Annotated in this window: 20 protein-coding genes, 1 tRNA gene and 3 pseudogenes; 13 read left to right on the forward strand and 11 right to left on the reverse strand. The window is 75.1% G+C overall.

Translation table 11 applies throughout. The features are described from left to right. Window positions 1-118: 118 nt before the first annotated feature. The gene (locus ACIQD7_RS01520; RefSeq protein ID WP_121831645.1) at window positions 119-1102 is read right to left on the reverse strand and encodes an alpha/beta hydrolase family protein; all 984 of its coding nucleotides are present in this window, start codon (window positions 1100-1102) and stop codon (window positions 119-121) included. A gap of 576 nt (window positions 1103-1678) precedes the next feature. Between ACIQD7_RS01520 and ACIQD7_RS01525 the strand changes: the two genes are divergently transcribed. Further along, complete coding sequence (locus ACIQD7_RS01525) at window positions 1679-2629, forward strand: aldo/keto reductase family oxidoreductase (protein WP_402438488.1); 951 nt, start codon at window positions 1679-1681, stop codon at window positions 2627-2629. Window positions 2630-2728: 99 nt separating this feature from the next. Here ACIQD7_RS01525 and ACIQD7_RS01530 read toward each other — a convergent pair whose 3' ends face one another. Together ACIQD7_RS01530 and ACIQD7_RS01535 are read right to left on the reverse strand one after the other, a co-directional pair. Beyond that, window positions 2729-2890, reverse strand: a complete 162-nt coding sequence (locus tag ACIQD7_RS01530) for a BTAD domain-containing putative transcriptional regulator (RefSeq protein WP_402439675.1) — start codon at window positions 2888-2890, stop codon at window positions 2729-2731. A gap of 47 nt (window positions 2891-2937) precedes the next feature. Beyond that, window positions 2938-3078: pseudogene (locus tag ACIQD7_RS01535) on the reverse strand (FAD-dependent oxidoreductase); the annotation flags it as partial. Window positions 3079-3278: 200 nt separating this feature from the next. Here ACIQD7_RS01535 and ACIQD7_RS01540 point away from each other — a divergent pair. Both ACIQD7_RS01540 and ACIQD7_RS01545 read left to right on the forward strand, forming a co-directional pair. After that, window positions 3279-3647 carry a hypothetical protein gene (locus ACIQD7_RS01540; RefSeq protein ID WP_402438490.1) on the forward strand — a complete coding sequence of 123 codons (369 nt, stop codon included), beginning with the start codon at window positions 3279-3281 and terminating at the stop codon, window positions 3645-3647. Window positions 3648-3730: 83 nt separating this feature from the next. Beyond that, window positions 3731-4633: an NAD(P)-dependent oxidoreductase gene (locus ACIQD7_RS01545; RefSeq protein WP_402438492.1), complete on the forward strand. Its 903-nt coding sequence runs from the start codon at window positions 3731-3733 to the stop codon at window positions 4631-4633. Between the two features lie 279 nt (window positions 4634-4912). Here ACIQD7_RS01545 and ACIQD7_RS01550 read toward each other — a convergent pair whose 3' ends face one another. From ACIQD7_RS01550 to ACIQD7_RS01565, 4 genes are all read right to left on the reverse strand, one after another. Beyond that, entirely contained in the window at window positions 4913-5533 is a 621-nt protein-coding gene (locus ACIQD7_RS01550; RefSeq protein WP_276209173.1) for a TetR/AcrR family transcriptional regulator, read from the reverse strand. 115 nt (window positions 5534-5648) lie between these two features. Beyond that, complete coding sequence (locus ACIQD7_RS01555; protein ID WP_402438494.1) at window positions 5649-6374, reverse strand: zinc-binding alcohol dehydrogenase family protein; 726 nt, start codon at window positions 6372-6374, stop codon at window positions 5649-5651. A gap of 500 nt (window positions 6375-6874) precedes the next feature. Beyond that, a tRNA-Pro gene (locus ACIQD7_RS01560) sits at window positions 6875-6948 on the reverse strand. Between the two features lie 53 nt (window positions 6949-7001). After that, window positions 7002-9767, reverse strand: a complete 2766-nt coding sequence (locus ACIQD7_RS01565; protein ID WP_402439677.1) for an AAA family ATPase — start codon at window positions 9765-9767, stop codon at window positions 7002-7004. 200 nt (window positions 9768-9967) lie between these two features. Here ACIQD7_RS01565 and ACIQD7_RS01570 point away from each other — a divergent pair. Next, window positions 9968-10507 (forward strand): annotated as a pseudogene (locus ACIQD7_RS01570) (DUF309 domain-containing protein); the annotation flags it as partial. A 231-nt stretch (window positions 10508-10738) separates the two neighbouring features. On the opposite strand, the gene ACIQD7_RS01575 reads toward ACIQD7_RS01570, so the two are convergent. Further along, window positions 10739-11122, reverse strand: coding sequence for a DUF488 domain-containing protein (locus ACIQD7_RS01575; RefSeq protein WP_402438496.1), 384 nt, complete (start codon window positions 11120-11122; stop codon window positions 10739-10741). Between the two features lie 29 nt (window positions 11123-11151). Then, on the reverse strand, window positions 11152-11754 hold the full coding sequence (locus tag ACIQD7_RS01580) for a TetR/AcrR family transcriptional regulator (RefSeq protein ID WP_121833008.1): 603 nt from the start codon (window positions 11752-11754) through the stop codon (window positions 11152-11154). A gap of 150 nt (window positions 11755-11904) precedes the next feature. On the opposite strand from ACIQD7_RS01580, the gene ACIQD7_RS01585 reads away from it, so the two are divergent. The 7 genes from ACIQD7_RS01585 to ACIQD7_RS01615 all read left to right on the forward strand — a co-directional run bounded on the left by ACIQD7_RS01585 (window position 11905) and on the right by ACIQD7_RS01615 (window position 22487). Continuing rightward, complete coding sequence (locus ACIQD7_RS01585) at window positions 11905-12816, forward strand: phosphatase PAP2 family protein (RefSeq protein WP_402438498.1); 912 nt, start codon at window positions 11905-11907, stop codon at window positions 12814-12816. Next, window positions 12813-13844, forward strand: a complete 1032-nt coding sequence (locus tag ACIQD7_RS01590) for a DMT family transporter (protein WP_402438501.1) — start codon at window positions 12813-12815, stop codon at window positions 13842-13844. The genes ACIQD7_RS01585 and ACIQD7_RS01590 overlap by 4 nt, the downstream gene beginning before the upstream one ends. An 82-nt stretch (window positions 13845-13926) precedes the next feature. Further along, window positions 13927-14955, forward strand: a complete 1029-nt coding sequence (locus ACIQD7_RS01595; protein WP_351971798.1) for an SPFH domain-containing protein — start codon at window positions 13927-13929, stop codon at window positions 14953-14955. Then, window positions 14952-15851 carry a hypothetical protein gene (locus ACIQD7_RS01600; RefSeq protein ID WP_402438503.1) on the forward strand — a complete coding sequence of 300 codons (900 nt, stop codon included), beginning with the start codon at window positions 14952-14954 and terminating at the stop codon, window positions 15849-15851. The genes ACIQD7_RS01595 and ACIQD7_RS01600 overlap by 4 nt, the downstream gene beginning before the upstream one ends. 343 nt (window positions 15852-16194) lie before the next feature. Beyond that, a complete protein-coding gene (locus ACIQD7_RS01605) occupies window positions 16195-17052 on the forward strand; it encodes a GNAT family N-acetyltransferase (protein WP_402438505.1) in 858 nt (285 codons plus the stop codon). 348 nt (window positions 17053-17400) lie between these two features. After that, the gene (locus tag ACIQD7_RS01610; protein WP_402438507.1) at window positions 17401-19203 is read left to right on the forward strand and encodes a S8 family peptidase; all 1803 of its coding nucleotides are present in this window, start codon (window positions 17401-17403) and stop codon (window positions 19201-19203) included. A gap of 227 nt (window positions 19204-19430) precedes the next feature. Continuing rightward, the gene (locus ACIQD7_RS01615; RefSeq protein WP_402438509.1) at window positions 19431-22487 is read left to right on the forward strand and encodes an AAA family ATPase; all 3057 of its coding nucleotides are present in this window, start codon (window positions 19431-19433) and stop codon (window positions 22485-22487) included. On the opposite strand, the gene ACIQD7_RS01620 is transcribed toward ACIQD7_RS01615, so the two are convergent. Continuing rightward, window positions 22477-23163, reverse strand: coding sequence for a 1,4-alpha-glucan branching protein (locus tag ACIQD7_RS01620; protein ID WP_402438511.1), 687 nt, complete (start codon window positions 23161-23163; stop codon window positions 22477-22479). The two genes, ACIQD7_RS01615 and ACIQD7_RS01620, sit on opposite strands and share 11 nt — an antisense overlap. Window positions 23164-23322: 159 nt before the next feature. Here ACIQD7_RS01620 and ACIQD7_RS01625 point away from each other — a divergent pair, with 159 nt between their 5' ends. Both ACIQD7_RS01625 and ACIQD7_RS01630 read left to right on the forward strand, forming a co-directional pair. Then, window positions 23323-23787 (forward strand): GreA/GreB family elongation factor, encoded by a 465-nt coding sequence (locus ACIQD7_RS01625; protein WP_402438513.1) that lies wholly within the window; start codon window positions 23323-23325, stop codon window positions 23785-23787. A gap of 7 nt (window positions 23788-23794) precedes the next feature. After that, window positions 23795-24609: pseudogene (locus tag ACIQD7_RS01630) on the forward strand (hypothetical protein). A gap of 24 nt (window positions 24610-24633) precedes the next feature. Here the strand turns inward: ACIQD7_RS01630 and ACIQD7_RS01635 are convergent. After that, window positions 24634-25269, reverse strand: coding sequence for a DUF1345 domain-containing protein (locus ACIQD7_RS01635; RefSeq protein WP_402438515.1), 636 nt, complete (start codon window positions 25267-25269; stop codon window positions 24634-24636). Window positions 25270-25271 lie beyond the last annotated feature (2 nt).

The raw sequence follows: 25271 nt of genomic DNA on the forward strand, positions 1-25271 counted from the left end.
CCTCACCTTGGGTGGTCTGGCTTCGCCCCGGGACGGGCGGCCCGCTGCCGGGGTGTCGTGCGGAGGACGCGGAGGACACGGAAGAAGCGGAGGGCGCGGAGGACGAGGACGAGTCCGCTCACGCCTTGCGGAGACGGGCGATGACGCCGTCGATGTCCCGGCGCATCATGTCGTGGCGGATGAAGTGGCCGCCCGACGGCTCGTGCCACTCGTGCGGGATCCCCGCGTTCCCGAGGAGGGAGCGGAACTCCCGCTGTCCGGCGAGGACATGGGTCTCGTTGGCGGTGTCGAACCAGTTCACGGGGTCGGGACTGGTGCCGGCGACCAGGAAGACGCGCTTGTGGCGGTAGCTCTCGATCCGCTGGACGGGGTTGTCGGCGTTGACCCGGGCCTCGTCCCAGAACGGCGCTCCGTAGACCGTGCCGCCGCCCAGTTCCAGGGCCGCGGAGGTGGCGTTGGCCCAGTGGACCACCATGCCGTTGTCACGGCGGAGGCTGGCCGGGCCGGAGTGGGCGCTGACGGAGGCGAAGTGGCCGTAGTACTTGGCGGCGTACTTCAGCGCCCCGAAGCCGCCCATCGAGAAGCCGGACACGGCACGGCCGTCGTACTCGGCGTAGGTGCGGAAGTTCGCGTCGATCCACGGGATCAGCTGCGCGATGTGGAAGTGCTCCCAGTTGCGCGGGCCGACGTTGGAGCTCACGGGGTTGGAGTACCAGCCGGTCCGGCCGCCGTCGGGCATGACGACGATGAGCGGCTTGCCCGCGGTCCAGGCGCGGACGCCCTCGCGGTCGAAGGTGATGAAGTCCTGTTCGCCGCCGTGGAGGAGGTAGAGCACCGGGTAGCGGCGGCCGCTGCCGTGGTAGCCGTCGGGCAGGAGGACGTTGACGGCGGGGTTCCAGCCGATCGCGCTGGTGGCGAACCGGTAGTACCACATGCGGTGGTCGGCCTCGCCGCGCTCCACGATGCGCAGTCCGAAGCCGTCGCCGACGGCGGAGGCCGGTCCGGCCGCGGCGAGGACGCCCGCGCCGCCCAGGGCCGCCGCGGCCGAGAGGCCGCCCGCGGCCCTGAGGAGGTTCCTGCGGGAAGGGTGCTGTGCGCTCAACGTGTCCTCCGGGTCGGGAAGCGTGGGAAAGTGCCGGGCACGGCGGAGAGCACCGTTCCGCCGCCGGACCGCGCGGACCCGGCGGCCGGGCCGTGCGGCCGGGCGGTCTGGAACGTAGCAACGGGGTGGCGTCCGGGAGACCCCGGAAGGTTACGGACTGACAGCCGGGGGGCGGATGGGGTAGGGGGTGCCCTGCCGGCCGGGCCGGACACCGCGCGCCCGGCGTGACACCCCTACGGGGTGTACGCCTCGGGTCCGTGGCGTGGGATCCGGCGCTGCCCGGGGCCCTCCGGGGGGCGTCGCTCCCGACCGTGGCCGAGGGGGCCGGCGTACGGACGGGCGGGACGCGGTGCGTGGACGGACGGGCGGGACTCGATACACGTACGAGCGTGGCGTGAGTACGGGTACGACCGGCCCTTCGCGCCCCGTACGGGCACGCCAGGGCGGCCGCATCCCGCCGGATGCCGCCCGGGGTAGCATTCCACCGGCCGATCCACCACCGGCCCACCACCGGTCGGGCGTGCCGGCCGGCCCGGTGCCGGGTCGGTCGCCCCGTGCCCCGCAGGAGGCTCCCTCGTGACCACATCCCCGAGAACGGAGCGGTTGGTCCTCGGCTGCATGGGGCTCGGCGGCCCCTGGGACGCCGACGCGTACGCGGCCGCCGACGTCGAGACCGCGGAGAAGGCCGTCGAGGCGGCGCTGGACAGCGGGATCACCACCTTCGACCACGCCGACATCTACGGGCAGGGCAAGGCCGAGGCGGTCTTCGGCGAGGTCCTGTCCCGGAACCCCTCGCTCCGCGCGCGCATCGGCATCCAGTCGAAGTGCGGCATCGTGCTCTCCCGCGACGACCGGCCGGGCCTGTACGACCTGCGGGGCCCGTCGATCAGGCGGAGGGTCGAGGAGAGCCTGACCCGGCTGCGCACCGACGTGCTCGACACGCTCCTGCTGCACCGCCCCGACCCGCTCGCGGACCCCGAGGACGTGGCGGAGGCCCTGCACTCGCTCCACGCGCAGGGGCTCGTCCGCCGGTTCGGCGTCTCCAACATGAACGCCCCGCAGATCGCCCGCCTCCAGGCCCACCTCTCGCTGCCGCTCGCGGTCAACCAGCTGGAGATGAGCCTGGCCAGGCGCGACTGGCTGGAGGACGGGGTCCTCGTCAACACCCCGGCCTCGGCCGCCAACGGCTTCCCCGCCGGGACCGTCGAGCACTGCCTGGCCCACGGCGTCGGCCTCCAGGCGTGGGCGCCGCTCGCCCAGGGGCGCTTCACCGGGCGGCAGGAGACGAAGGAGGAGCACGCCACCGCCGAGCTGGTGGCCCGGCTGGCCGAGGCCAAGGGCACGACCCCGGAGACGATCGTCCTGTGGTGGCTCCGGCGGCACCCGGCCCGCATCGTCCCCGTCATCGGGACCACCAGCCCCGCCCGCATCAAGGCCTGCGGGGACGCCGCCACCGCCGAGCCGCGCCTCACCCACGAGGAGTGGTACGAGCTCTGGATCACGGCGCGCGGCACGCCCCTCCCCTAGGGACCTGGGGGCGTGGGGTCTGGGGGCCGCTACAGGGGAGCGCCGCTCGGTGTGCCCGTGCGGGGCGCGGCGCGGCTCGGGGACTTCGGTGTGGAGGATCTAGGACTGGAGGCGCTGGAGTTCCGCCGAGGGCTCCAGGCCCGGTTCGCTCCTGAGGATGCGGTAGAGGCTCTGGTAGGCCTGCAGGGCCTCGCCGCGGCGGCCGGCGCCGCGCTGCCGTCGAGCCGGTGGAACCGTACGGGGTCGCCCTCGGCGAAACAGCTGGCATTCGGCATGATCATGCGCGTGGCGGCCGCGTCGGTCACCGTGGCGCGTCCGTAGTGCCGGAACTCGGCCATGAGGTGGCGGTGTTCGGGTCCCAACCGACCGCCGCCGATCTCGACCCGCTCACCGGCGAAGGTGCCCGTCCGGATCCGGCCGCCGATTCTGTCGCGGACCTCCAGCGCCAAGGGCTTCGTCCCCGGACGCCGAACTCGCGGGCGACCGTCCCGCCGGCGTAGTCGGCACCCACGACGACGGCGTCCAGCGCGGCGTTCTCGGCGAACGCGGGACGCGCGCAGTCGGCCGCCACTGGTACTACGAGGGCTGGACCGTGAACAGGTGCGCCGACCGCGGGCGCGTCCTCGGATTCCGTCCGGGCACGGACCCCATGGAGGGGCCTGCCCGGGCCATCGCGGACCGCTCCGGCACGGAGGTCGACGACGAACTGCTCCTCGGGCAGTGGACGGTGGACCCGACGCCGTCCGGCAGGAGGGCTTCCGACCCGTACGCGCACGCTGCCGATACAGCCGCGGCCCTGCCGGAGGCCCTGGACGGCATGGACATCAAGATGGTGGCCACGTTCGACAAGGACCAGCTGCGCGACGTCCCGGTCCCCGACAACGTGCGGACCGTCGACCACCTGCCGCTCGATCCGCTCAGGACGGATTTCACGCTCGACCACGGAGATCATCTCCGTTCCCGAACGGCTCACCGAGGTCCACCACTCGCGTACCTGACGGCGCGTCGCCAGCGGTAGACCGCCCCGACTAATTAGAGCGTTCGTACTAGAGATGTGCTACGTTCTGCCCAGGCGCTGGATAAAGCGCTCGTTCCAGTCCTTTGAACAGCGAGAGACTCCGGAGGTCTTTCCCCATGAGCAGCAAGCAGGCCGTCACTGTCATCGGACTCGGCCCCATGGGGCAGGCGATGGTCACCGCCTTCCTCGACAAGGGACACCCGGTCACCGTCTGGAACCGCACCGCGTCGCGCGCCGACGACCTGGTGGCCCGCGGGGCGGTCCTCGCGGGAAGCGTCGAAGAGGCGGTCAGGGCAAACGAGTTGGTGGTGCTGAGCCTGACGGACTACGACGCGATGTACGCCGTGCTCGAACCGGTGGCCGACGCGCTGTCGGGCCGGGTCTTCGTCAACCTGAGCTCCGACACCCCCGACAAGACCCGCGCCGGCGCCCGGTGGATCGCGGAGCACGGCGGCACGCACATCAGCGGCGGCGTCACCGTCCCGCCGTCGGGCATCGGCGACCCCGAGTCCTCGACGTTCTACAGCGGCGCGCGGGCCGAGTTCGACCGGCACAAGGCCACGCTGGAGGCGCTGACCAGCACCGACTTCCGCGGCGAGGACCCGGGGCTCGCCGCGCTGGAGTACCAGATCGGCATGGCCATGTTCTGGACCTCCATGCTGGGTTACTGGCAGGCCGTCGCGCTCGCCGACGCCAACGGCCTGAAGGCCTCCGACATCCTGGCGAACGCGCAGTCCACCGTGGAGTCCCTGCCGGGGTTCCTGGCCTTCTACGCGGAGCGCATCGACGCCGGCAACCACGAGGGCGACGTCGACCGGCTGTCCATGGGCCTGGCCAGCGTGGAACACGTGCTGCACACGATCGCCGACGCGGGCGTCGACACCGCCCTGCAGGCCGCCGTCGTCGACGTCTTCCGGCGCGGCGTGGAGGACGGCCACGCGGCCGACAGCTTCTCCAGCCTCGTCGAGCTGCTGAAGCGCAAGTAGGCGAGACAGGACCGGCCCCGAGACGAAGGGCCGCATGGAAGGGTCACGCGGAGTCGGGCGACGACCGTGCGTCGTACGACTCCCCAGGGCCCTTCGCCCGTTCCCGCCGGCCCCCGCATCGCGTGTTCAGTCCCGGTCCCCGGGCGGGGCGGCCGCGCTGCGGCGCCGCGGCCGGGAGGTCCTCGCCTCGGCGCCGGGCCTCCCGGATCCCGAGGGACACGGGCCCCCGTACCGTACGGCGGGCGCTTCCGGCGGGGCTCCGTCTCAGGGGCGCGGCTCCTACCGGTACGCGTCGACCAGCCGGGACAGGTGCTTGGCGGCGATCTCCAGGGGCTCGCGGCTCCCGGAGACCTGGGCGGCCAGCTCGGCGCCCTCCAGGGTGCTGATCACGGTGTGGGCCAGCTCGTGCGCGTCCTCCCCGGGGATCCCGGCCTTGGCCAGCGCGTCGGAGACCACTTCGCGCCAGTGCCCGAAGGCCCGGGCGGCGGCGGAGCGGACGTCGGGCAGGCGGCCGACGGAGCCCAGCGCGGTCGTGGAGACCGGGCAGCCGTCGACCCAGTCCGACTCGGCCAGCCGGTCGGCGAGGGAGACGGTGAAGTCGGCGATCGCCCGGGCGGGGTCGTCGGCACCGTCGAGGGCCGCGCCCAGGGCCTCGGCGAATTCGCGGTCGCCGTGGTCGATGGCCACGGTGGCCAGCTCCTGCTTGCCCCCGGGGAAGAAGTGGTAGACCGACCCGAGGGTGGCGTCGGCCTCCTGGGCGATCTGCTTGATGCCCGTCCCGTCGTACCCCTGCCGCTGCATCAGCAGCGAGGCCGCCCGGACGATGCGCGCGCGGGTGCCGAGGGCGGGCTCCGGTGCGGGACCGGCCTGCTCCGCGTTGCTCCGTGGCGATTCCTTCACCCCGCGAGGATAACAGCTAGAGCGTTCTTTCCAGAGGGCGGAGCGGAAGGCCGGACCGTACGCGTTCACGTGGGTCACGGAACGCGGAAGGCAGGGCCCTGCGCGTCCGCGCGGGTCACGGGACCAGGATCAGTTTGCCCGTCGTACGCCGCGCCAGCAGGTCCTCGTGCACCCGGCGGGCCTCCGCGAGGGGGTACGGGGCGGCCGCCACCGGGGTGAGCCTGCCCTGCTCCACCAGGGCGAACAGTTCCTTGAGCGGCTCGTCGAAGCCGCCCGGGGCGGCCAGTGCGGGCCGCAGCCAGAAGCCGACGACCGAGGCGTTGAGCCGGCTCAGACGGGCGGGGTCGACCGGCGTGAAGGCGCTCCGCGAGGCGTTGCCGTAGCTCACCAGCCGTCCGAAGGAGGCCAGGGACCCCAGGGCCCGGTCGAAGAGTTCCCCGCCGGCCGCGTCCAGGACGACGTCGGCCTTCTCGTCCAGGGGGTAGCTCACGACCGCGTCCGCCCCCAGCTCCAGGGCGAGCCCCTCCTTGCCCGGGGACACCTGGGCGAGGACGCGTCCCGCGCCGAACTCCCTGGCCAGCTGCACCGCGAGGCTGCCCACGCCGCCCGCCGCGGAGTGGACGACCACTGTCTCCCCGGGGCGCAGCCGTGCGGCGGAGCGCAGCAGGTGCCAGGCGGTCAGGCCCTGCGTCACGAGCGCCAGGGCACGGCCGACGACCTCGCTGCCCGGGACGTACGGCAGCAGGTCGGCGCTCAGGTACGAGCCGTCGACCTGGTGCGTGTCGGCGAAGTTCACGCCGGCGGCCTCGACGTCGAGGAGCGTCTCGTCAGGACCGGGCACGGGCGCCGACAGCTCCACCGCGGAGAGGACCTCGGGCCGCCGAAACGGTCGAACTGGCTGGCAAGCATGGCGCACCCTATCGAGCCGCCGGGCCGGCTCCCGGTTGCCGTCCGGCCGCCGGACGTACAGGCGCCCCCGCACACACAGATGCTCAAGAGCCGCGCCACGGGGGCGCCGACGTGGTGAGGGGGGCCACGCGACGGGCACCGGCCGACGAGGGCGCCGGGCGGATCGAGGGGCCCCTACCCCCTTCTTCGGCCACAGCCATGAGCGCGGTCTCGTCCACGAGGTCGCCCGGCGGCTGGCGGCGGATGGGACGGGCTGTTCCGGGTGTTCCTGGCCGGAGGTGCGGGCTCGGGAGACGGCGGCCGACCTGTCGGGGTAGGTGAGGCCTGGGGCCTGGCCCGCCGGTCCCGGCGACGCGTCCGTAGCCGCCCGGAAACACCCGAGGGCCGCTCCGGATTCCTCCGGAGCGGCCCTCGGGTGACGACTCTCACGAGTCGGGACGACAGGATTTGAACCTGCGACCCCTTGACCCCCAGTCAAGTGCGCTACCAAGCTGCGCCACGTCCCGATGCGCGTCTTCGGCGAGTTGCCCCCGCGTCGGCGTGCAGGGAAAACATTACCTCACTCCGGAGGGTGGGACGACGCACGGGCTGTCACCGCGTCGGCGGTGAGGAGGGACGCGCCGCAGGCGGTGGCCAGGGCGGTCGCCTCCGCGAGGGCGGCCCGGGAGCCGGTGACGCGGGCCAGGTCGAGGCGTGCGCGGGCCTCCTCGTAGCGGGAGGGTGACGCGGCCAGGTGGGCGACGGCCTCGGTGAGGAGGCGGCGGGACTCGGGCGGGTCGGCGAGGAGGGCCGCGCAGCGGAGGGCTTCGCCGAGGGCCGTGGGGGTGCCGATGCGCTCGGCGTGGGCACGGGCGCCGGCGGCGATCCCGGCCGCCCGGTCCGGGTCCGTGGGAGCGAGCGCCCGCGCGAGGTCCAGGGGCCAGGGAGCCCACACGACGTGGTGGCGGCCCCGGCCGACCAGCGCCTCGGCCGCGGCCTCCAGGGTGGCCACCGCCTCCTCGACGCGACCTTCCGCGAGCAGCAGGCGGCCGAGGACGCTGGGACCGTCGGGCAGGACGATCGCGCCGGGCCACGGCGGTCCGAAGGAGTAGCGGTCGGCCACGCTCCGCGCCTCCGCCGTGCGTCCCCGGGCGACGAGCGTGTCGACGAGGAGGCAGGCGGTGTCCCAGTGCACGGGGAGTCCGTTGCCGACGCGGTCGGCCAGGCGCAGGCCCTCCTCCAGGTAGTGCTGCGCCTTCGGCAGGTTGCCGCGGCGCCGGTGGACCAGGCCCAGGAGGGTGTGGGCGAAGGCGAGGTGGGCGCCGCTCCAGCCCGAGATCTCGAAGGCGCGGACCGCCTCCGTGAAGAGGATCCCGGCCCGGTCGGGACGGTCGGAGAACGCGTACGCGATGCCGGTGAGGGCCGGGATCTCGAAGCCCCAGGTCGCGTCGGTCCAGCCGAGTCCCCGGGCCGGTATGCCGTCGACGAGGGCGAGGTCGCAGAGGCGGACGACCTCGTCGGCGGGTTCGCCGCGCATCATGGCGTCGAATCCGCGCACCGTGAGGAGGGCCCGCTCGGAGTTGTCCGCGCCGGTGAAGTTCGCGGTGAGGTCGGCCAGACGGCGGGAGCGGCCGGGGCCGTCCTCCTCGACGGCCTGGAACCCCTCGTACATGAAGTTCGCCGCCTGGAGGCGGCGCCGGTCCGTGCCGGGCGGGGTGCGGACGGCCTCGGCGGCGAGGACCCGCGCGGCCTCGCGGAGCTGGTTGTTGTGGGCGAGGGCCTGGGCGAGCCGGTAGGTCGCGTCGATGCGCAGGTCGTCGCCCAGGCCGGGCAGGTCGAGCGCGGAGCTCAGGTGACGGACGGTGGCGGCGGGCGCGGTCAGCAGGGAGGCGCAGCCGAGTTCGTAGAGCACCGTGGCGTACGCGTCGGGGCCCGGCGGTTCGGTCAGGGCCCGCTCCAGACAGCGCCGGGCCGCGTCCGGGGCACCCACGGCGAGGTGTTCCACGGCGGCGGCCCGCAGCTGGCGGACGACCTCCTGGTCTTCCTCCGGGTGCACTTCGAGGAGGTGCCGGGAGACGGCGGCCGGTCCGTGGCCCGCCGCGGTGAGCGCCCAGGCGGCCTGTCCGTGCATGGCGGTCCGCACGGCCGGTGACATCGAGCCGTAGATGGCGGACGCGATGAGGGGGTGGGCGAACTCCAGGTGGGCGGACCCCTCCGGGATCGTCGCGGCCGGGTCGCTCCCGGTGCCGGGTCCGGTGGTCGTCGCGGCGTCCCGTACGGGTTTCGCGGCGGGTCCGGACCGGGCCTCCCGGTCCGCCCTCGTGGTCACGATCCGCGCCTGGCGGAGGAGTTCGGTGTGCTCGGCGACCTCCGGCTCGCTCGTGCCGGTGAGCGACGCCAGGAGGCGCGGCGTGCTGTCCGCGCCGAGGACGGCGATCGTCCAGGCCAGGCGGGTGGGGCCGACGCCGAGTTCTTCGAGGCGGGCGACGAGCCCGCCGCCGCGCGCTTCGGCCCCGAGGCCGCGCAGGAGGGAGGCGGAGCCCGCGACGGGTTCGAGCATCCGGTCGCGGGCCTTGGCGAGGAGTTCGACCGTCTCGTACGGGTTGCCGGAGGTCACCGTCCACAGTTCGCGGCAGAACGGTTCGTCCGCGTGGTCGCCCAGCGTCTCCCGGGCGAGCGCGGCGGTGGCGCCGAGCGTGAGGGCGTGCAGGCCGAGGGTCACGACGGCGCGGTCGGCGAGCGCCGCGAGGACGGCCGGCACACCGGTGCGGTGCGGCCCCTCCGCCAGGGGACGGTGGGCGAGGACGACGAGGGCGGGCAGCCTGCGGTCCCGCCGGATCCGGGTGAAGGCGTCGAGCCACGCCAGGGATTCGGCGTCGGCCCAGTGCGCGTCGTCCACGAGCAGGACCGGCGGCCGGTCCCGCAGCCGGTCCGCGAGCCGTCCCAGGAGCTTGGCCAGCCCGTCCCGTACGCCCTGCGGGTCGGCCGGCGCGGCCGACGGCGGAGGCGGCGGGGCGAGCCCGAGCGCGGGGGCGAGCAGGTCGAAGTGGTCGCCGAAGAGGAGGCGGACGTCCTCCTCGTCGAAGCGGTCGAGCGCGGGCTGGAGCAGCTGGCGGGTGACGTGGAACGGGACCGAGGTGAGGGTCTCGCCGCCCCGGGCCGTCAGGACGGTGCACCGGTCGCCGGCGGTGCGGCGGATCTCGCGGAGGAGGGTGGTCTTGCCGATGCCCGCCTCTCCCCGGTAGACGAGGATGCCTCCGCGCACCGGGCCGCCCGCCGCCGCTCCGGCGACGAGTTCGTCGACTGCATGGGCGGCCGCGGCGAGCTCCGGGTCCCGTTCGAGCAGCCCGCCGTGGGACCCGTCCGGGACCGCGGGAACGAACGGCGTGGCGGGCGACGGCTGTTCGGGATCCGACGGCACCGGTGACTCACTCCCCTACCCGAGCTCCTTGCGCGCCACGGCCGGCGAGACCCACGCGGACCGGCACGAAGCGCTTGTCGGACGAGCCTAGCGTTCCTGATCGTTCCGGGGGCGACAATGGTGGGGTGAACCGGACCACGAGTGACCGAGGCAGGGACCGCGACGAGGAGGGGCGGGCCCGCAGCGCCCGCCCCCGCGACGGGCTCGGCCGGCCGCTGCCGTACGGGGCGGAGGGGGTGCCCCGGCAGCCCGAGGGGGTCGTGCGGGATCCGGACGCGACCCTGCGCGAGGCGCAGCGGCTGCTGGACGCCGGGATGCCGTTCCACGCGCACGAGGTCTTCGAGGACGCCTGGAAGTCCGGCCCGGAGGCGGAGCGGGACCTGTGGCAGGGGCTCGCCCAGCTCGCCGTGGGCCTGACGCACGCGGCCCGGGGCAACGCGGCGGGCGGGGCGCGCCTGCTGCGGCGCGGCGCGGACCGCCTGGCGGACGCAGCGGGGGCGGGCGCATCGGTGACGGACGTATCGGTGGCGGGCGGGCCGGGGACGGGCGTACGGGGAACGGGCGGGCCGGGGACGGGCGTACCGGGGGCGGCGGAGTCCGGGCCCTACGGGATCGACGTCGGCGGGCTCGTCTCCTGGGCGCGGGAGTTGGCCGACCGCGCGGGGAGGGACGCGGGCGTGGGGAAGGGCGGGGGCACGGAGACGGACGGAAGCGCGGGGAAGGGCGGAGGCGCCGGGAAGGACAGGGGTGCCGGGAAGGACAGGGGTGCCGGGAAGGACGGGGGTGCCGGGAAGGACGGGGGTGCCGGGAAGGACAGGGGTGCCGCCGTCGTCGACGCGGCCGCCGAAGCGCCTCGGCTGCGCCGAGACGCCCCCTGACCCCGTGCGCCGGTTCCGCTACCCCCCTTGCTCCCCCGCCGCCTCGATCTCCCGGCGCAGTACGGCCGTGTGACCGGCCGACGGGTCCTTGGCCGCCGTGAGGAGCGTGACGGTCCCCCGGGTCGCGAGGTCCCCGAGCCGGGCGAGGGCCTCGGCGGCGGCCGGGGCCGCCAGTTCGGCCTCGTAGCGGCGGCGGAACTCCCCCTCCTCGCCCTCGGGGCCGTGGTACCAGCGGCGGAGTTCCGTGGAGGGCGTGAGGGCCTTGGGCCACTCGTCGACGTGCGCGTCCGCCTTGGCGAGGCCGCGCGGCCAGAGGCGGTCGACGAGGACCCGCACCCCGTCGTCGGGCGACGGGGTCGCGTAGACGCGGCGGACGCGGACGGCGGGGGCGGTGGCGGCCATGGGCCCAGGGTGCCGGACGGCACCCCGGCTCATCCGGCGACGCGCAGCGCCGGGAGGAGGACGGCGTCGACGAAGGCCCGCATGGTCGAGGTGTCCGTGAACCGCTCCTCGCAGATCCGCTCGATGCGGAGCATCCCGAGGAAGCTGGGGGCCACGAAGCCGACGGCCGGGTTGTCCGCCGCGACCTCGCCGCGCTCGACCGCGCGGGCCACGATCGCGTCGATGGCGGCGATCTCGGGGGCGATGACGGTCTCGCGGAAGGCGGCGCGCAGGTCGGGGTACTGGATGTACGCCTGGGCGACGGCCTCCATCAGTCCGGCGTCGCGCTCGTGGTGGGAGGCGGCGATGCGGGCGGCCTCGCGCAGGTCGCCGGCGAGGGTGCCGGTGTCGATGCCGGCGAAGACGACGCACCGGCGCCGGGCGAGGGCGGCGGTGACGAGCCGTGGCTTCGTGCCCCACTGCCGGTAGAGCGTGGCCTTGCCGCACTTGGTGAGGGCGGCGACGCCCTCCATGGTCACCGCGTCGTAACCGCCTTCGCGGAGGAGGCGGAGCACCGCGTCGTAGAGCTCGGTCTCGCGCTCCGGCGTGATCTTGCTGCGCCGGGCCGCGGCGGTGGCGGCCTGTGTGGACATCGGTCCCTCCCGTACGGGTCTCCCTCTGCACATCCGAGAGTAGGGGGTGCACAATCGAGACGCAAACGTATCGAGACGCTTGCGTCTCGCTGGAAACGGATCTAGGCTTCCTCCGTTTGTTGCCGATTTGACGGATTAGAGGGCCGCGCGATGGCTGCCGGGATACGCGGGATACGAGGACCACGTCCTGCCGGACCCGGGGCGACGCCTACCCCCGGCCGCGCCGGAGACGCCGGTCGCGGCGCCGGCGCGGAGGACGGGGAGACCCGTGGAACCCGCGAGACCGGCGAGGCTCCGAGAGGGACCCCGCGAGAGGCCTCGCGGCCGCCCCTGCTGCGCGAGCTGCTGCTCGTCACCGCGCTGTTCCTCGTCTACAAGTTCGGCCGGCTCTTCGCCAACGGCCACGAGACCCGCGCCTTCCGGAACGCCGACCGCGTCTGGGACGCCGAGCGCGCGCTCCACCTGCCGGGCGAGGGAGCGGTCCAGCAGCTCCTGATGCACAGCGAGCCGCTGGTCCGGGCCGCGAACACGTACTACGCGGCCGTGCACTTCCCCGCCACGGTCGCCTTCCTCGTCTGGCTGTACCTGCGCCGCCCGGACCACTACCTGTGGTCGCGGCGCGTGCTCGCGCTCCTCACCGGCGCCGCGCTCGCGCTGCACCTGCTGGTGCCGCTCGCGCCGCCCCGGATGCTCGCCGCCGCCGGACTCGTCGACACCGCCCGCGTCTACGGCCCCTCCGTCTACGGGGCGGTGCCGGAGACGGACTCGATGGCGAACCAGTTCGCCGCCATGCCGTCGCTGCACTTCGGCTGGGCCCTGATGGTCGCGATCGGCCTGATCGCCGCCACCCGCTCCCGGTGGCGGGCGCTCTGGCTGCTGCACCCGCTGGTCACCCTGTTCGTCGTCGTCGGCACCGCGAACCACTACTGGTTCGACGCGCTGGCCGCCGCCGCGCTCCTCGGCCTGGCGCTGCTCGCCGTCCGCGCCCCCGGGCCCCGGACGGCACCCCCACCCGTACGCCGCCCGAAGACGGCCCCCCTCCCGGTCGGAGCCCTGCGATGAACCCCGCCGCCGGCACCGCGCTCGCGGTGCTCCTCTCCCTCGTCTCCGCCGCCGGGTACGCGCTCGCCGCCGTCGCCCAGTCCCGGCTCGCCGCCGCGTCGCCCGCCGCCCCCGGCGGGCGCGGGGCGCTGCGCGCGCTGCTCGCCCGCGGGCAGTGGTGGTGGGCCGTCGGCCTGAACGCCGCCGGGGCCCTCGCCCACGTGGCCGCCCTGCACTACGGGCCGCTGACCCTGGTCCAGCCGCTCGGCGCGCTGACCCTGGTGGCGGCGCTGCCACTCGGCGCGTACTGCGCGCACCGGCGGGTGACCCGTACCGAGTGGCGCGGAGCCCTGTGGACCCTGGCCGGTCTCGTCGGCCTGGTCGCCGTCACGGGGCCCGCCGCCCCCGGCGAGGCGCTCAGCCTGCGCGAGTCGCTGGTCGTCGCGGCCGCGACGGCGCTTCTGATCGCGGCGCTCGCCTCGGGCCGCCTCCAGGGGAGCGGCGGGCGGGCCGGGCGCGGGCTCGGGCACGCCACGGCGTCCGGGATCGCCTCCGGCGTCGCCTCGGCGCTCACCCAGACCCTGACGGCCGCGCTCGCCCTGGACCTTCCCGGCGCCGAGCCGACCTGGTGGCAGACCGCGCTGCTCGCGGTCCTCATATCGGGCTTCGCGACGGGCGGGCTGCTGCTCTCGCAGGCCGCCTACCGGGGCGGGCTCGCGGCGCCGCTGGCCGTCGTCAACCTCTCCAACCCGGCGGCCGCCGCGGTGATCGGCGTGGCCCTGCTCGGCGAGACCTTCCGGGCCGGGGCCTGGGGCTGGCTCGCCGCCGCCGGCGCGTCGCTGATCGCGGCGCGGGGCGTGGTGCTCCTGACGAAGGGCGGCGGCGGGGCGGGAGAGGCCGGGGCCGCCACCGGGACGGGCGCCGGGGCTGTCGTCGGTACGAGCGCCGGGGCCGGGACCGTCGCCGAGTCCGGGGGCCTTCCGGCGGCCCGGATCGCCGGTCTCGCCGCGCCGGAGGCCGAGCCGGTGGGCGTCCCGCTCGCGGGGTGAGGGCGGACGGCACCCCTCATTCGTCACCTTGACGACAACGGAATCCACCCCCTATCGTCAACGTGACGACAAGGGGGTTTCCATGGCCGACATCACCCGGCGGGCCGGCTGGCGCCATCTGCGCTCCGCGCCCACCGCGCACATCCGCCACCAGCGACGCGGAAAGCTCGTCCACGACGGCGAGGGGCTCAGCTTCTGGTTCCGGCCGCGCACCGCCGCCCTCTCCGAGGTCCCGGTGAACGACCGGGAGCTGGCGATGGCCTTCCACGCCCGCACGGCCGACTTCCAGGACGTGAGCGTGCAGTCCACCGTCACGTACCGGATCGGCGACCCCGGCGCGGCGGCCACCCGGCTCGACTTCTCCGTCGACCCCGACACGGGCGCCTGGCGCGGCACCCCGCTGGAGCAGATCGCCACCCTCCTCACCGAGACCGCCCAGCAGCACGCCCTCGACGTCCTCGCCCGCACCACCCTCGCCGCCGCGCTCGTCGACGGCGTGGCGGCGGTCCGGGACCGCGTCGCGACCGGCCTCGCCGCCGAGCCGCGCCTGCCGGACACCGGCATCGAGGTCGTCGCCGTCCGGGTCGTGGCCATCCGCCCCGAGCCCGAGGTCGAGCGCGCCCTGCGCACCCCCGCCCGGGAGCAGATCCAGCAGGAGGCCGACCGGGCCACCTACGAACGGCGGGCGGTCGCCGTCGAGCGGGAGCGCGCCATCGCGGAGAACGAGCTCGCCAGCAAGATCGAGCTGGCCCGGCAGGAGGAGCGGCTGGTCGAGCAACGCGGCACCAACGCCCGCCGCGAGGCCGAGGAGAACGCCGCCGCCGACGCGGTGCGGGCCGAGGCCGAGGCCGTACGGAAGGTCCGGCTCGCCCGCGCCGAGGCGGAGGCCGCGCGCGAGGTCGGCGAGGCGCGCGCCGGGGCGCAGTCCGCGTGGCTGCGGGCGCACGCGGAGACCGATCCGGCCGTCCTGCACGCCCTCGCCGTGCAGCGGGCCGCCGAGAACCTGCCCCGGATCGAGCACCTGACGCTCTCCCCGGACGTGCTCACCGGCCTGCTCGCCCGGCTCGGCGGCGAGCACGGCGGAGGCGGGACCGGCGGGGTCCGGCCGTGAGCCTCGCGCCGCGCGCGGTGCTCGTGCACCGGACGACGGAGTACGAGGAGCTGCTCGCCCGGCACGGCACGCACGGGCAGGCCGCGTTCTTCCTCTCCGCGCGCGGCCGCTCGGTCGAGGCCGTGCGGGAGCGGCACGAGCGGGCCCACCGGGCGCTCGCCGAGGTGGCGGGCGCGGTGCCGCTGGCGTGGCGGCAGAGCCGGGTGGAGCGCGCCGATCTGGACCGGTTCCTCTTCGGTCCCGAGGACGTCGTCGTGGTGGTCGGTCAGGACGGCCTGGTCGCCAACGCGGCGAAGTACCTGACCGGACAGCCCGTCGTCGGCATCGACGCCGATCCGGGTCGCAATCCGGGCGTCCTGGTCCGGCACCGGGCGGCGCAGGCGCGGCGGCTGCTGCCGTACGCGGCGGAGGAGGGCGCGGCGGCCGACGAGCTGACGATGGTCGAGGCCGTCACCGACGACGCGCAGCGGCTCCTCGCGCTCAACGAGATCTACGTCGGCCCTCCGGGCCACCAGACCGCCCGCTACACGCTCGGGCTCGACGGTACGGACGCCCCGGCCGAGGCCCAGGCGTCGTCGGGTGTGCTCGTCGGCACCGGCACGGGGGCCACGGGCTGGCTGCGCTCCCTGTGGGAGCAGCGCTCCAGCGCCCTCGCGCTGCCCGCGCCCTCGGACCCCCGGCTCGCCTGGTTCGTACGGGAGGCCTGGCCGTCGCCGACGACCGGCACCACCCGCGTCGAGGGCCTCCTCGGCCCCGGCCGGGGCCTGCGCCTCACCGTCGAGTCGGACCGCCTGATCGCCTTCGGCGACGGCGTCGAATCGGACGCGCTCGAACTGACCTGGGGCCAGACGGTCCGCCTCACGATCGCCTCCTCCCGCCTGCGCCTGGTGCACTGAACCGGGCCTGCGCCCCTGGGGGCGGGGTCGTTTCCGGACGCGCCCGCGCGGAGGCGGCGGGGCAATGCGGACGGCCCGACGAGACCGCCGACAACCGGCGCACGTCGGCGGGCCGCGCCCGCAGAGAGGTGGCGGGGGCCGCACGGGCGCCCGGCGAGGCGCCGTTCACGGACCCGCCGGCAACCGGCGCACGCCCCCGTCCCCGGCACGGCCGGATTCCATCGGTCCAGGTCGGGCGGCAGCCCGTACGGCGTTATGCTCGGCGCGCTTTGCCCGGATATCCGCCCCGCCGTCCGGGCATCGCGGCACTCCCCGTCCGCTCCCGGCCGTTGAAGGACACCCCATGGCCCCCGGCACGCCGACCGTCTCCCCCGCCACGCCGCAGGACTGGGCGCTGGTGCGTTCCTGGGCCGTCGAGGAGGGGTGGAACCCGGGGGTCTCCGACGTCACGGCGTTCTTCGCGCAGGACCCCCGCGGGTTCTTCCTCGGGCGGATCGACGGGGAGCCCGTCTCCGCCGTCTCGGTGGTCGGCTACGACGACGCCTACGCCTTCCTGGGCTTCTACCTCGTACGGCCCGAGCTCCGCGGCCTCGGGTACGGCCTGGCCACCTGGCGGGCCGCGCTCGTCCACGCGGGCGACCGGGCCGTCGGGCTCGACGGCGTGCCCGCGCAGCAGGACAACTACCGGCGCTCCGGCTTCACGACGGCGTACCGCACGGCGCGGTACGTGGGCGGGGTCCCGGCCCCGGACGCCCCGCCGGCCGGACTGGTGCCCGCCGGACGGGTCGGTCCGGACGCCCTCGCGGCGTACGACGGCGCCTGTCACCACGCCGACCGGCCGCGGTTCCTCTCCGCCTGGCTGACGACCCCCGGACACCGAGCCCTGGCCCGGGTCGTCGACGGGCGTCTGACCGGATACGGGGTGGTTCGTCCCGCCCAGGACGAGGCCCGGATCGGGCCGCTGTTCGCGGACGGCCCGGCGGACGCGGCGGCCCTGCTCGACGGACTCGCGGCCGAGGCGCGGGGCTTCGGCGCGGACCGGATCGCGGTCGACATGCCGGAGGTCAATCCGGCGGCGGCGCGCCTGGCCCTGGAGCGCGGTCTGGAGCCGACGTTCGAGACGGCCCGGATGTACACCGGTCCCGTCCGCCCGGTGGCCCGGGAGCGCGTCTTCGGGGTCACCACGCTCGAACTGGGCTGAACCGGCCGGAACCCCCTCCCCCTCACCGACCCCCCGCCACCCCCTGAGGGGTGACAAGGGTTTTCCCCGTATCGGGTTCACCCCCCCGTTCCCTACTGTCCTCCGCACCGGCAGATATCATCCTCCGAGTCGCACCATGACAGGTGCATGAGAAGGGTGGCATCCGCCGGTGACGGCCTTGACCCGGGCCGTCGCGCCGGTGGCGGCGCACGGGCCCCCCAAGCCCAGGGAACGCCGGATCGCGACCCCACTTCGCCCCGTGTGTCCCGCGCCGCCGCCACTGCTTCGCAGTTACGTCGTCATCGAAAGGGCCACACCTTGAACGGTTCCAGGCGGAGAGTCATATCCGTGGTCGCGGGTGCCGCGATCCTCGGTGCCGCTGCCACCACCTCCGGGGCGTTCGCCGCCGCCCCGGCCGCTCCCACCCCGAAGCCCGCGCCGGTTTCGCAGGCGATCCAGGCGCTGCCCAGCGCCCCGGTCGAGAAGCTCATCGTCACCTACAAGAACCAGGCCGCCGAGGCCGGTTCGAACGCCGCCGCGAAGAGCGACACGGCCGAGAAGGCCGCGAAGACGGGCGAGAAGCTCTCCTTCGAGCGCCGGCTCGCCGCCGGCGGCGCCCTGGTCGACCTGGGCGACGGAGCCACCAAGCAGGACGTGACGAAGGTCATGGACGCGTTCCGCGCCGACCCGGCCGTCGCCTCCGTCGAGCCCGACATCCGCGCCTACGCGATGGCGGTCACGCCGAACGACACCGACTACGCCAAGCAGTGGGACCTCTTCGAGCCCACCGGCGGCATGAACGTCCCGACGGCCTGGGACAAGACGACCGGCTCCGGCGTCACCGTCGCCGTCATCGACACCGGCTACGCCGCCCACTCGGACCTGGCCGCCAACGTCGTCGCCGGTTACGACTTCATCTCGACCTCCGCCGACGCCCGCGACGGCAACGGCCGCGACGCGGACGCCAAGGACGAGGGCGACTGGAACGCCACCGACAACGAGTGCGGCGCCGGCTCCAAGGCCTCCACCTCCTCCTGGCACGGCACCCACGTGGCCGGCACCATCGCCGGCGTCACGAACAACGCCAAGGGCATCGCGGGCATCGCGTACAACGCGAAGATCCAGCCCGTGCGCGTGCTCGGCAAGTGCGGCGGCTCGTCGGCCGACATCGCCGACGCCATCACCTGGGCCTCCGGCGGCACCGTGCCGGGCGTCCCGGCGAACCCGACCCCGGCGAAGGTCGTCAACCTGAGCCTGGGCGGCGCGAGCTCGACCTGCCCGAGCGTCTACCAGACCGCCATCAACGGCGCCGTCTCGCGCGGCACCACCGTCGTCGTGGCCGCGGGCAACAGCAACGCCAACACCTCCGGCTTCACCCCCGCCAACTGCTCGAACGTCATCACCGTGGCGTCGACCAGCCGCGAGGGCAACCGGTCGTTCTACTCCAACTACGGCACCATCGTGGACGTGGCCGCGCCCGGCGGCGAGACCCGCCGCGCCACCGACACGCCCGGCACCGTCACCACCCCCGAGAACGGCATCCTCTCGACGCTGAACTCGGGCACGACGACCCAGTCGGCCGAGAACTACAAGCCCTACCAGGGCACCTCCATGGCGGCGCCGCACATCGCCGGCCTCGCCGCCCTCCTGAAGTCGGCCAAGAGCACCCTCACCCCGGCCGACATCGAGTCCGCGATCAAGGCCAACGCCCGTCCGCTGCCGGGCACCTGCACCGGCGGCTGCGGCGCGGGCATCGCCGACGCGGCGAAGACGGTCAACGCCGTCACCAGCACCACGCCGCCGACCGGCACCGTCTTCAGCAACTCGACGCGCGTCTCGATCCCGGACAACACCACCGTGTCGTCCTCGATCGGCGTCACCGGCCGCACCGGCAACGCCCCCGCCGCCCTCAAGGTCGGCGTGGACATCAAGCACACCTGGCGCGGGGACCTGGTCATCGACCTGGTCGCCCCCGACGGCACGGTGCGCAACCTGAAGACCTCGTCGTCCTCGGACAGCGCCGACAACGTCGTGACGACCTACACGGTCGACGCGTCGAGCGAGGTCGCCAACGGCACCTGGAAGCTTCAGGTCCGCGATGTGGCCACGGGTGACACCGGCTACATCAACGGCTGGAGCCTCACCTTCTAAAGCACCACCGCACCACCTTCGACCCACCCCCCACATCAGCATCATTGCTGGTCAGCGACGCGCTCGTGGTCTACACCACGGGCGCGTCCTGGCGTTGTGGGAGCGCGTGCGACCGGAGCGCGCTGTCCGTATGCCGGACAAGGGGCCTGGACTCCGCCGGTGGGCTCCGTATTCTCTGCGCACGGGGCTCATGGGCCGGGGGCCCGAGCGGCCGGAGGTGGTGGACAGTGACGACAGCTCCGCACGTCGCCCTGCGCCCCGCGGGCGTGGGGGCCAATCCCGCGCCGGTGGGCCGCGAAGAACTCCTCGCCCGGCTGGAGCGCGCCCTGCACACACGGGGCCGCGCCCTGCTCACCGGACCCGCGGGCGTGGGCAAGACCGAGGTCGCGCTGGCCGGGGCGGCCCGCGCCGAGGCGCGCGGCGAGACCGTGCTGTGGCTCGCGTCGCTGCCGTCCGACCGCGAGATACCCGGCGCCTCGGCCGCCGCGCTCGTCGCCTCCGTGGCGGCGACGGTGACCTGGCCCGGCTCCGGCGCCGTCCGCACCGAACCGTCCGACGCGGCCGCGCCCGGGACGCCCCTTCCCGCCCTCCCGGCCCCCGGCGGCCCCAAGACCCCCGCAGCTCAGACCGCCGGGGCCCACGGCACCGGCCCGTACGCGAGCGGCCCCTACGCCGCCGATCCGGCCGCCCCGGGGCCGTACACCACCGGCGTGTTCGCCTCCGGGGTCTTCGACGAGCTGCCCGGTCCGCAGCGCACCGCCGTCGCCATGCTCTGCCGCGAGGCGCCGATCGACGCGGACGGCTGGGACCCGATCGCGCTGCGCCTCGGCATCGCCCAGATCCTGCGCACCCTGACCTGCCGGGGGCCCGTGCTTCTCGTCGTCGACGGGGTGCAGCACGTGGATCCGGACAGCGCGGACCTGCTGCGCTTCGCGCTCCATCTGGCGCCGCCCGCGCTGCGGGTGGTGGCCGTGGAGACCCCCGAGCCGTACGGGGAGGCCCACGACCCGTACGGCGAGCCCCACCGCTCCGAGGACCCGCACGCCAGCCACCTCTGGGTGCCGTCGGAGGCGGACGTGCTGCGCGTCCCGCCGCTGCACGCCGACGAGATCGCCGAACTCCTCATCCACCACCGGCTGCCGTCCCGGATGGCCGGCCGCATCCACCGGGCGAGCGGCGGCAATCCGCGGCTCGCGCTCGCGGTGGGCCGCTCGCTGGCCGACGCGCGGACCCCCGTGCACCACGCCGAGGCCCTGACCCTCTCCGGGCGCGCCCGCGACCTGGCCCGCCAGCTCCTGGGCGCCGCGCCGCCCGCCGTACGGGAGACGCTGCTGCTCGCCGCCCTGGCGCTGCGCCCGTCGGCGACGCTGGTGCGGCGGGCCGGGCGGCCCAACGCGGAGGCGGACCTGGCGGCGGCGGAGCGGGCCGACCTGGTGTCGCTCGCCGAGGACGGTTCGGTGACCTTCACCGCCGGGCTGCTGCCCTCCACCCTGGTGCACGACGCCTGTTGGGCCGAGCGGAGCGCCGGGCACGCGGCCCTCGCGGAGGTGGTGGACGACCCCGTGGAGGCCGTACGGCACCGGGCGCTCGCCACCGACAGTCCGGACGAGGAGCTGGCCGCCGAGGTCGCGGCCGCCGCCGATCTGGCCCGGCGGCGCGGGAACAGCGCGCTCGCCGCCGAACTGGCCCTGCTCGCCGCCGAGTCGACGCCCGGCCGGCACGGCACGCGGCGGATCGCGCGGCTCGTGGACGCGGCCGAGGAGGCCGCGCGGGCGGCCCGCGCCGACCTGGCGATGCGGGCCGCGACCGACCTGCTCGCCCGGGACGCGGTGCCCGCCGACCGGGTGCGGGCGCGCCTCGCCGTCCTCGACACGGCGGGCCAGGGCCTGACCGGCCTGGACGAGATGTACGTCCACGCCATGGAGGACTCCGAGGGCGACACCGCCCTGCGGGCCGCCGTGCAGCTCCGGCTCGCCCTCAAGTACGTGCTCGCGGACGGCGATCCGGAGCGCTCGCGGACGGCGGCGGTCGAATCGGCCGCGCTGGCCGCCTCGATGGGCGATCCGCGCACGGCCTCGCAGGCGCTGACCGTGCAGGCGCGGATGGAGCGGGCGCTCGGCTCGCCGGACGCGGAGGCCGTGCTCGCGCAGGCGCGGGCCCTCGAACTGGCCGAGCGGCCCCTCGGCATCCGCAACGCCGCCCAGATCCTGACGATCCGTCACGCCCTTTTCGACGACCGGCTCCTGGAGGCCCGCGACGAACTGGGCGCGCTGCTGCCGTTGGTGCAGCGGCGCGGCTCCGTCGAGGACGCCATCGAGCTCTTCCGCACGCTGGCCGAGATCGAGTCCCGGATCGGCCCGTGCGGGGCGGCCCTCGCGCACGCCGGGCAGTCGCTCGCCCTCACCCTGGAGGCGGGGCTCTCCCCCGGGCCCGCCTGGTACGCGCTGGCGCTCGCGGAGACGGCGGGCGGCAGCTTCGCGCGGGCCGCGAGCTACGCGCGCCGCAGCGTGCAGGCCTCGGAGGAGGAGGGCGACCGGGTCTTCCTCTCCCGCAGCCGGTACGCGCTCGGCCGGGTCCAGCTGATCAACGGGGACGTGGCGGCCGCCCTGGAGACCCTGCGCCGGGTCCAGGCCGACGAGCGCGCCCAGTCGACCGTGGACCCGTCGATGCTGCGCTGGCACGAGGAGCTGGCCGAGGCGCTCCTCGCGCACGACGCCGTCGGGGAGGCCCTGGCGCTCCTCGCGGAGGTGCGGCCGGTGGCGGAGCGGCTCGGGCGGTCCACGGTCCTGCTCGGCTGCGACCGGGCACACGCCCTGTGTCTGGCGGCCGAGGGGCGTACGGACGAGGCGGCGGAACTGCTGACCCGTACGGCCGGGGACTTCGGGCGGGCCGGGCTGCCGCTCGAACGGGGCCGGGCGCTGATCGCGCTGGCCCGGGTGGAGCGCCGCAGGAGGCGCAGGTCGGCGGCGCAGAGCGCGCTACAGGAGGCGGCGTCGGTGTTCGAGCGGGCCGGGGCGGCGCCGTGGTTGGCCCTGGCGGGCGAGACCCCGGCGGGCGAGGGCTCCGCGGCGGGCGCCGGGGGCGAGGAGACGGTGTCCGCGCTCTCCTCCCTCACCGAGGCGGAGCTGCGCCTGGCCCGGCTCGTGGGCCAGGGCGCCAGCAACCAGGAGGCGGCGGCGAAGCTGTACCTGAGCGTGAAGACGGTGGAGGCGCGGCTCACCCGCATCTACCAGAAGCTCGACGTGCGCTCCCGGGCGCAGTTGGCGACGGCGCTCAGACCGTGAGCGCGGTGATGTAGGTGCCCCGGGCGGTGGTCCCGTCGGGCCGCCGCCATGCGCCCGTCACCCGGCCCCGGTCGCCGTCGGCCGGTCCGTCCTCCGTCCCGCCGTCCGGTCCGTCGTCCGTGCGCAGGACGCGCCGCACCCGCAGGGTGAGCGGCGCGGGCGCGCCGGGCTCCTGCACCACCACGTCGGTGTGGTCGGGGCCCTCCTCGACCCGTACGGGCTCCGCTCCGGTCCCCGTGCCGCCCGGGGCGAGGGGCGAGACGGTGACGGTGGGGTCGGGGGTGTCGGTCGCGTTCCGGTCCTGCGGCTCGGCGCGGCCGTCGAGCAGGGCGTGCAGCCGCTCGACGAGGACCGGGTCGTGGAGGCCGTCGTAGATCCAGCGCTTTCCCAGGACCCCGTGCTCGGCGGTGCCGACGAGGGCGTGCCCGGCGCCCGCCAGCGGGGCCGGACGGTAGGTCAGGGGGACCTGGTAGGCGACCGCGTCCGGGCCGGTGCCGTCGGTCACGACCATGAACTCGATGCCCACCTCGCCCTCGGGGTCGTCGAGCCGGAACCCGCCCGCCCCGACCGGTCGCGGGCCGCCGGCCCCGCCCGCGTACCAGGGACGGGTGGGCAGCCACGCGGCGAGCAGTTCCGTCTTGCCGGGCTGCATCGTGGTGCGGTGGACGACGGCCATCGTGCGCTTCTCCCTGTCGGTCGGGCTTCTCCGGATCACCGTACGAGGTCGCGCGGTCGGTCCTCGCGTCCCACGCGCACCACGCCTGATAACGTCATGAATTACTCATTTAGGATCTTCGCGGCATTCGTCCGCGTCCTCGTCTGAACGGGAGCAGGAATGACCGGTGGACCCGAGCCCATCAACGCCGTCGCCCGCGAGGAGCTGGAGAAGGAGCTGGCCCAGCTGCGCTCCGAGCGCGACGCGGTCGCCTCCACCCTGCGGGACGGCGGCGGCGACCAGACGGGCGACAGGGCCGACGAGGCCGACGAGTTGATGCGCGCCGACGAGGCCGACCGGCTGAACGGGCGCATCAGGGAGATCGAGGGCCGTCTGGAGGAGGCCTCCGCCGCCGCTCCCCCGCCGGCCGGCACGGTCGGCGTCGGCAGCAGCGTGACCGTGCGGTTCGACGACGGCACCGAGAGCACCGTGCGGATCGCCGAGCTGGCCGACGCGCTCGACCCCACCCTGGTGACCGGCGACAGCCCGCTCGGCAAGGCGCTGCTCGGCCACGGCGCCGGGGACACCGTGACGTACGAGAAGCCCGGCGGCCGGACGACCGCGACCGTGGTCTCGGTCGGCTGACCGCACCGTGCGGGAGGCGGACGCCGGGCGGGAGCGGAAGGGGCTCAGGGAGGCCGACCGCAAGGGCGGGCCCGGACACACCGTCCTGGTGGCCCTGCTCTTCGCCGTGCCGGTCACCAAGCTCACCTACACGGTCGGCGGCGGCGACGCGGTCCGGGACGTGCTCGTGGGCATGGAGCCGGCGAACTGGCCGGACATCCTGCTCGGGATGGTGATCACCGGTCCGCTGCTCGGGTCGGTGCTCGCCGTCGTCGTCTCCCGCGTGCTCTTCGCCCTCTTCGCCGCGCGCGGCGCGGTGCCGACGTGCGGCGGACGGACCCGGTCCCTCCAGCGACTCGGGCTCACGGCCGTCACCCCGATCGCCGTGGACGTCGTCGACGCCTGCTTCTTCGGGCCGTGGTGGGACTGGGCACCGGACTCGCCTCCTTCGCGCTGCGGCAGGGCGTGATCGAGGAGTACCGGACGGGCCGGCGCCGGGTGCACCGGCCGCGGGACGGGGAGGAGCACCACGACACCGGGTACCGGCCGCCGGGCCGGCTGCGCCGGGCCGCCGGGGCGGAGCAGGGGGTGGCGCTGGTCCTGACCGTCGTCGTGCTGCCGGTCCTGTTCTTCGTCTCGGCGCTCGACGGACAGGCGTGGACGTCGATCGTGACGTGCCGGGTGACGAGCGGCGCGGGGACGGCGGACGACCGGCTGATCGAGCTGAGCCGCAAGGGCGACGGCGTCGTGGGGTGGAACCTGGACGCCGCGGATATCTCCAACGGCCTCGACTGCGTGAGCGGGGAGAGCCGGTACGTCCGCGAACCGTGGTGGCGCGGCTGAACTCCCGGGGGCCCGGGGGGGGGTTCAGCCCGTGACGATGCCGGTGACCAGGTTGATGGTGGTGGCCAGGATGCTGGCCCCGAAGACGTACGACAGCAGGCAGTGGCGCAGGACGATCGCGCGGAGCCCGGCGGTGGAGACGTTGGTGTCCGAGACCTGGTAGGTCATGCCGAGGTTGAAGCTGAAGTACAGGAAGTCGCTGTAGCGGGGCGGGGCCTTGGTGTTGAAGTCGATCCCGCCGTCCGGTTCCAGGACGTAGTAGTGGTACGCGTAGCGGGTGGCGTACATCAGGTGGAGCGCCGCCCAGGCCATGAAGACGCCGCAGAGGGCCGTCGCGGCCGCCGCGTGGCTCAGGTCGGTGCTGCCGACCAGGAGCAGCACGACGATGCCGACCAGACCGGCCAGGGAGGTCGAGACGACGGCGAGTTCCTCGACGACGGGACGGAACTCCTCGCGGCGGACGTTGCGGTGGGTGGTGGCCGCGTCCATGGGCCACAGGACGGCCCAGCCCGCGACGACGAAGGCGGTCTCCGCCGCGGCGATCCCGGCGAGGACGCCGAGCGGGGCGTGGGTCGGGACGGCGACGAGGGCGCCGACCGCCGCGCCGACGAGCGCCGCCCCGACGAGCCGGGGCACGGCGCCGAGCAGCCGGGCGCGCACGG

Source organism: Streptomyces sp. NPDC093071, assembly GCF_044754545.1.
Lineage (GTDB): Bacteria > Actinomycetota > Actinomycetes > Streptomycetales > Streptomycetaceae > Streptomyces.

Coding starts and splice junctions, on each gene's coding strand:
- ACIQD7_RS01540 (WP_402438490.1), top strand. CDS start 3,279: ATGGAGGGGCCTGCCCGGGCCATCGCGGACCGCTCCGGCACGGAGGTC.
- ACIQD7_RS01575 (WP_402438496.1), bottom strand. CDS start 11,122: ATGGCCGCCACCGCCCCCGCCGTCCGCGTCCGCCGCGTCTACGCGACC.
- ACIQD7_RS01580 (WP_121833008.1), bottom strand. CDS start 11,754: ATGTCCACACAGGCCGCCACCGCCGCGGCCCGGCGCAGCAAGATCACG.
- ACIQD7_RS01585 (WP_402438498.1), top strand. CDS start 11,905: ATGGCTGCCGGGATACGCGGGATACGAGGACCACGTCCTGCCGGACCC.
- ACIQD7_RS01590 (WP_402438501.1), top strand. CDS start 12,813: ATGAACCCCGCCGCCGGCACCGCGCTCGCGGTGCTCCTCTCCCTCGTC.
- ACIQD7_RS01595 (WP_351971798.1), top strand. CDS start 13,927: ATGGCCGACATCACCCGGCGGGCCGGCTGGCGCCATCTGCGCTCCGCG.
- ACIQD7_RS01605 (WP_402438505.1), top strand. CDS start 16,195: ATGGCCCCCGGCACGCCGACCGTCTCCCCCGCCACGCCGCAGGACTGG.
- ACIQD7_RS01620 (WP_402438511.1), bottom strand. CDS start 23,163: ATGGCCGTCGTCCACCGCACCACGATGCAGCCCGGCAAGACGGAACTG.
- ACIQD7_RS01625 (WP_402438513.1), top strand. CDS start 23,323: ATGACCGGTGGACCCGAGCCCATCAACGCCGTCGCCCGCGAGGAGCTG.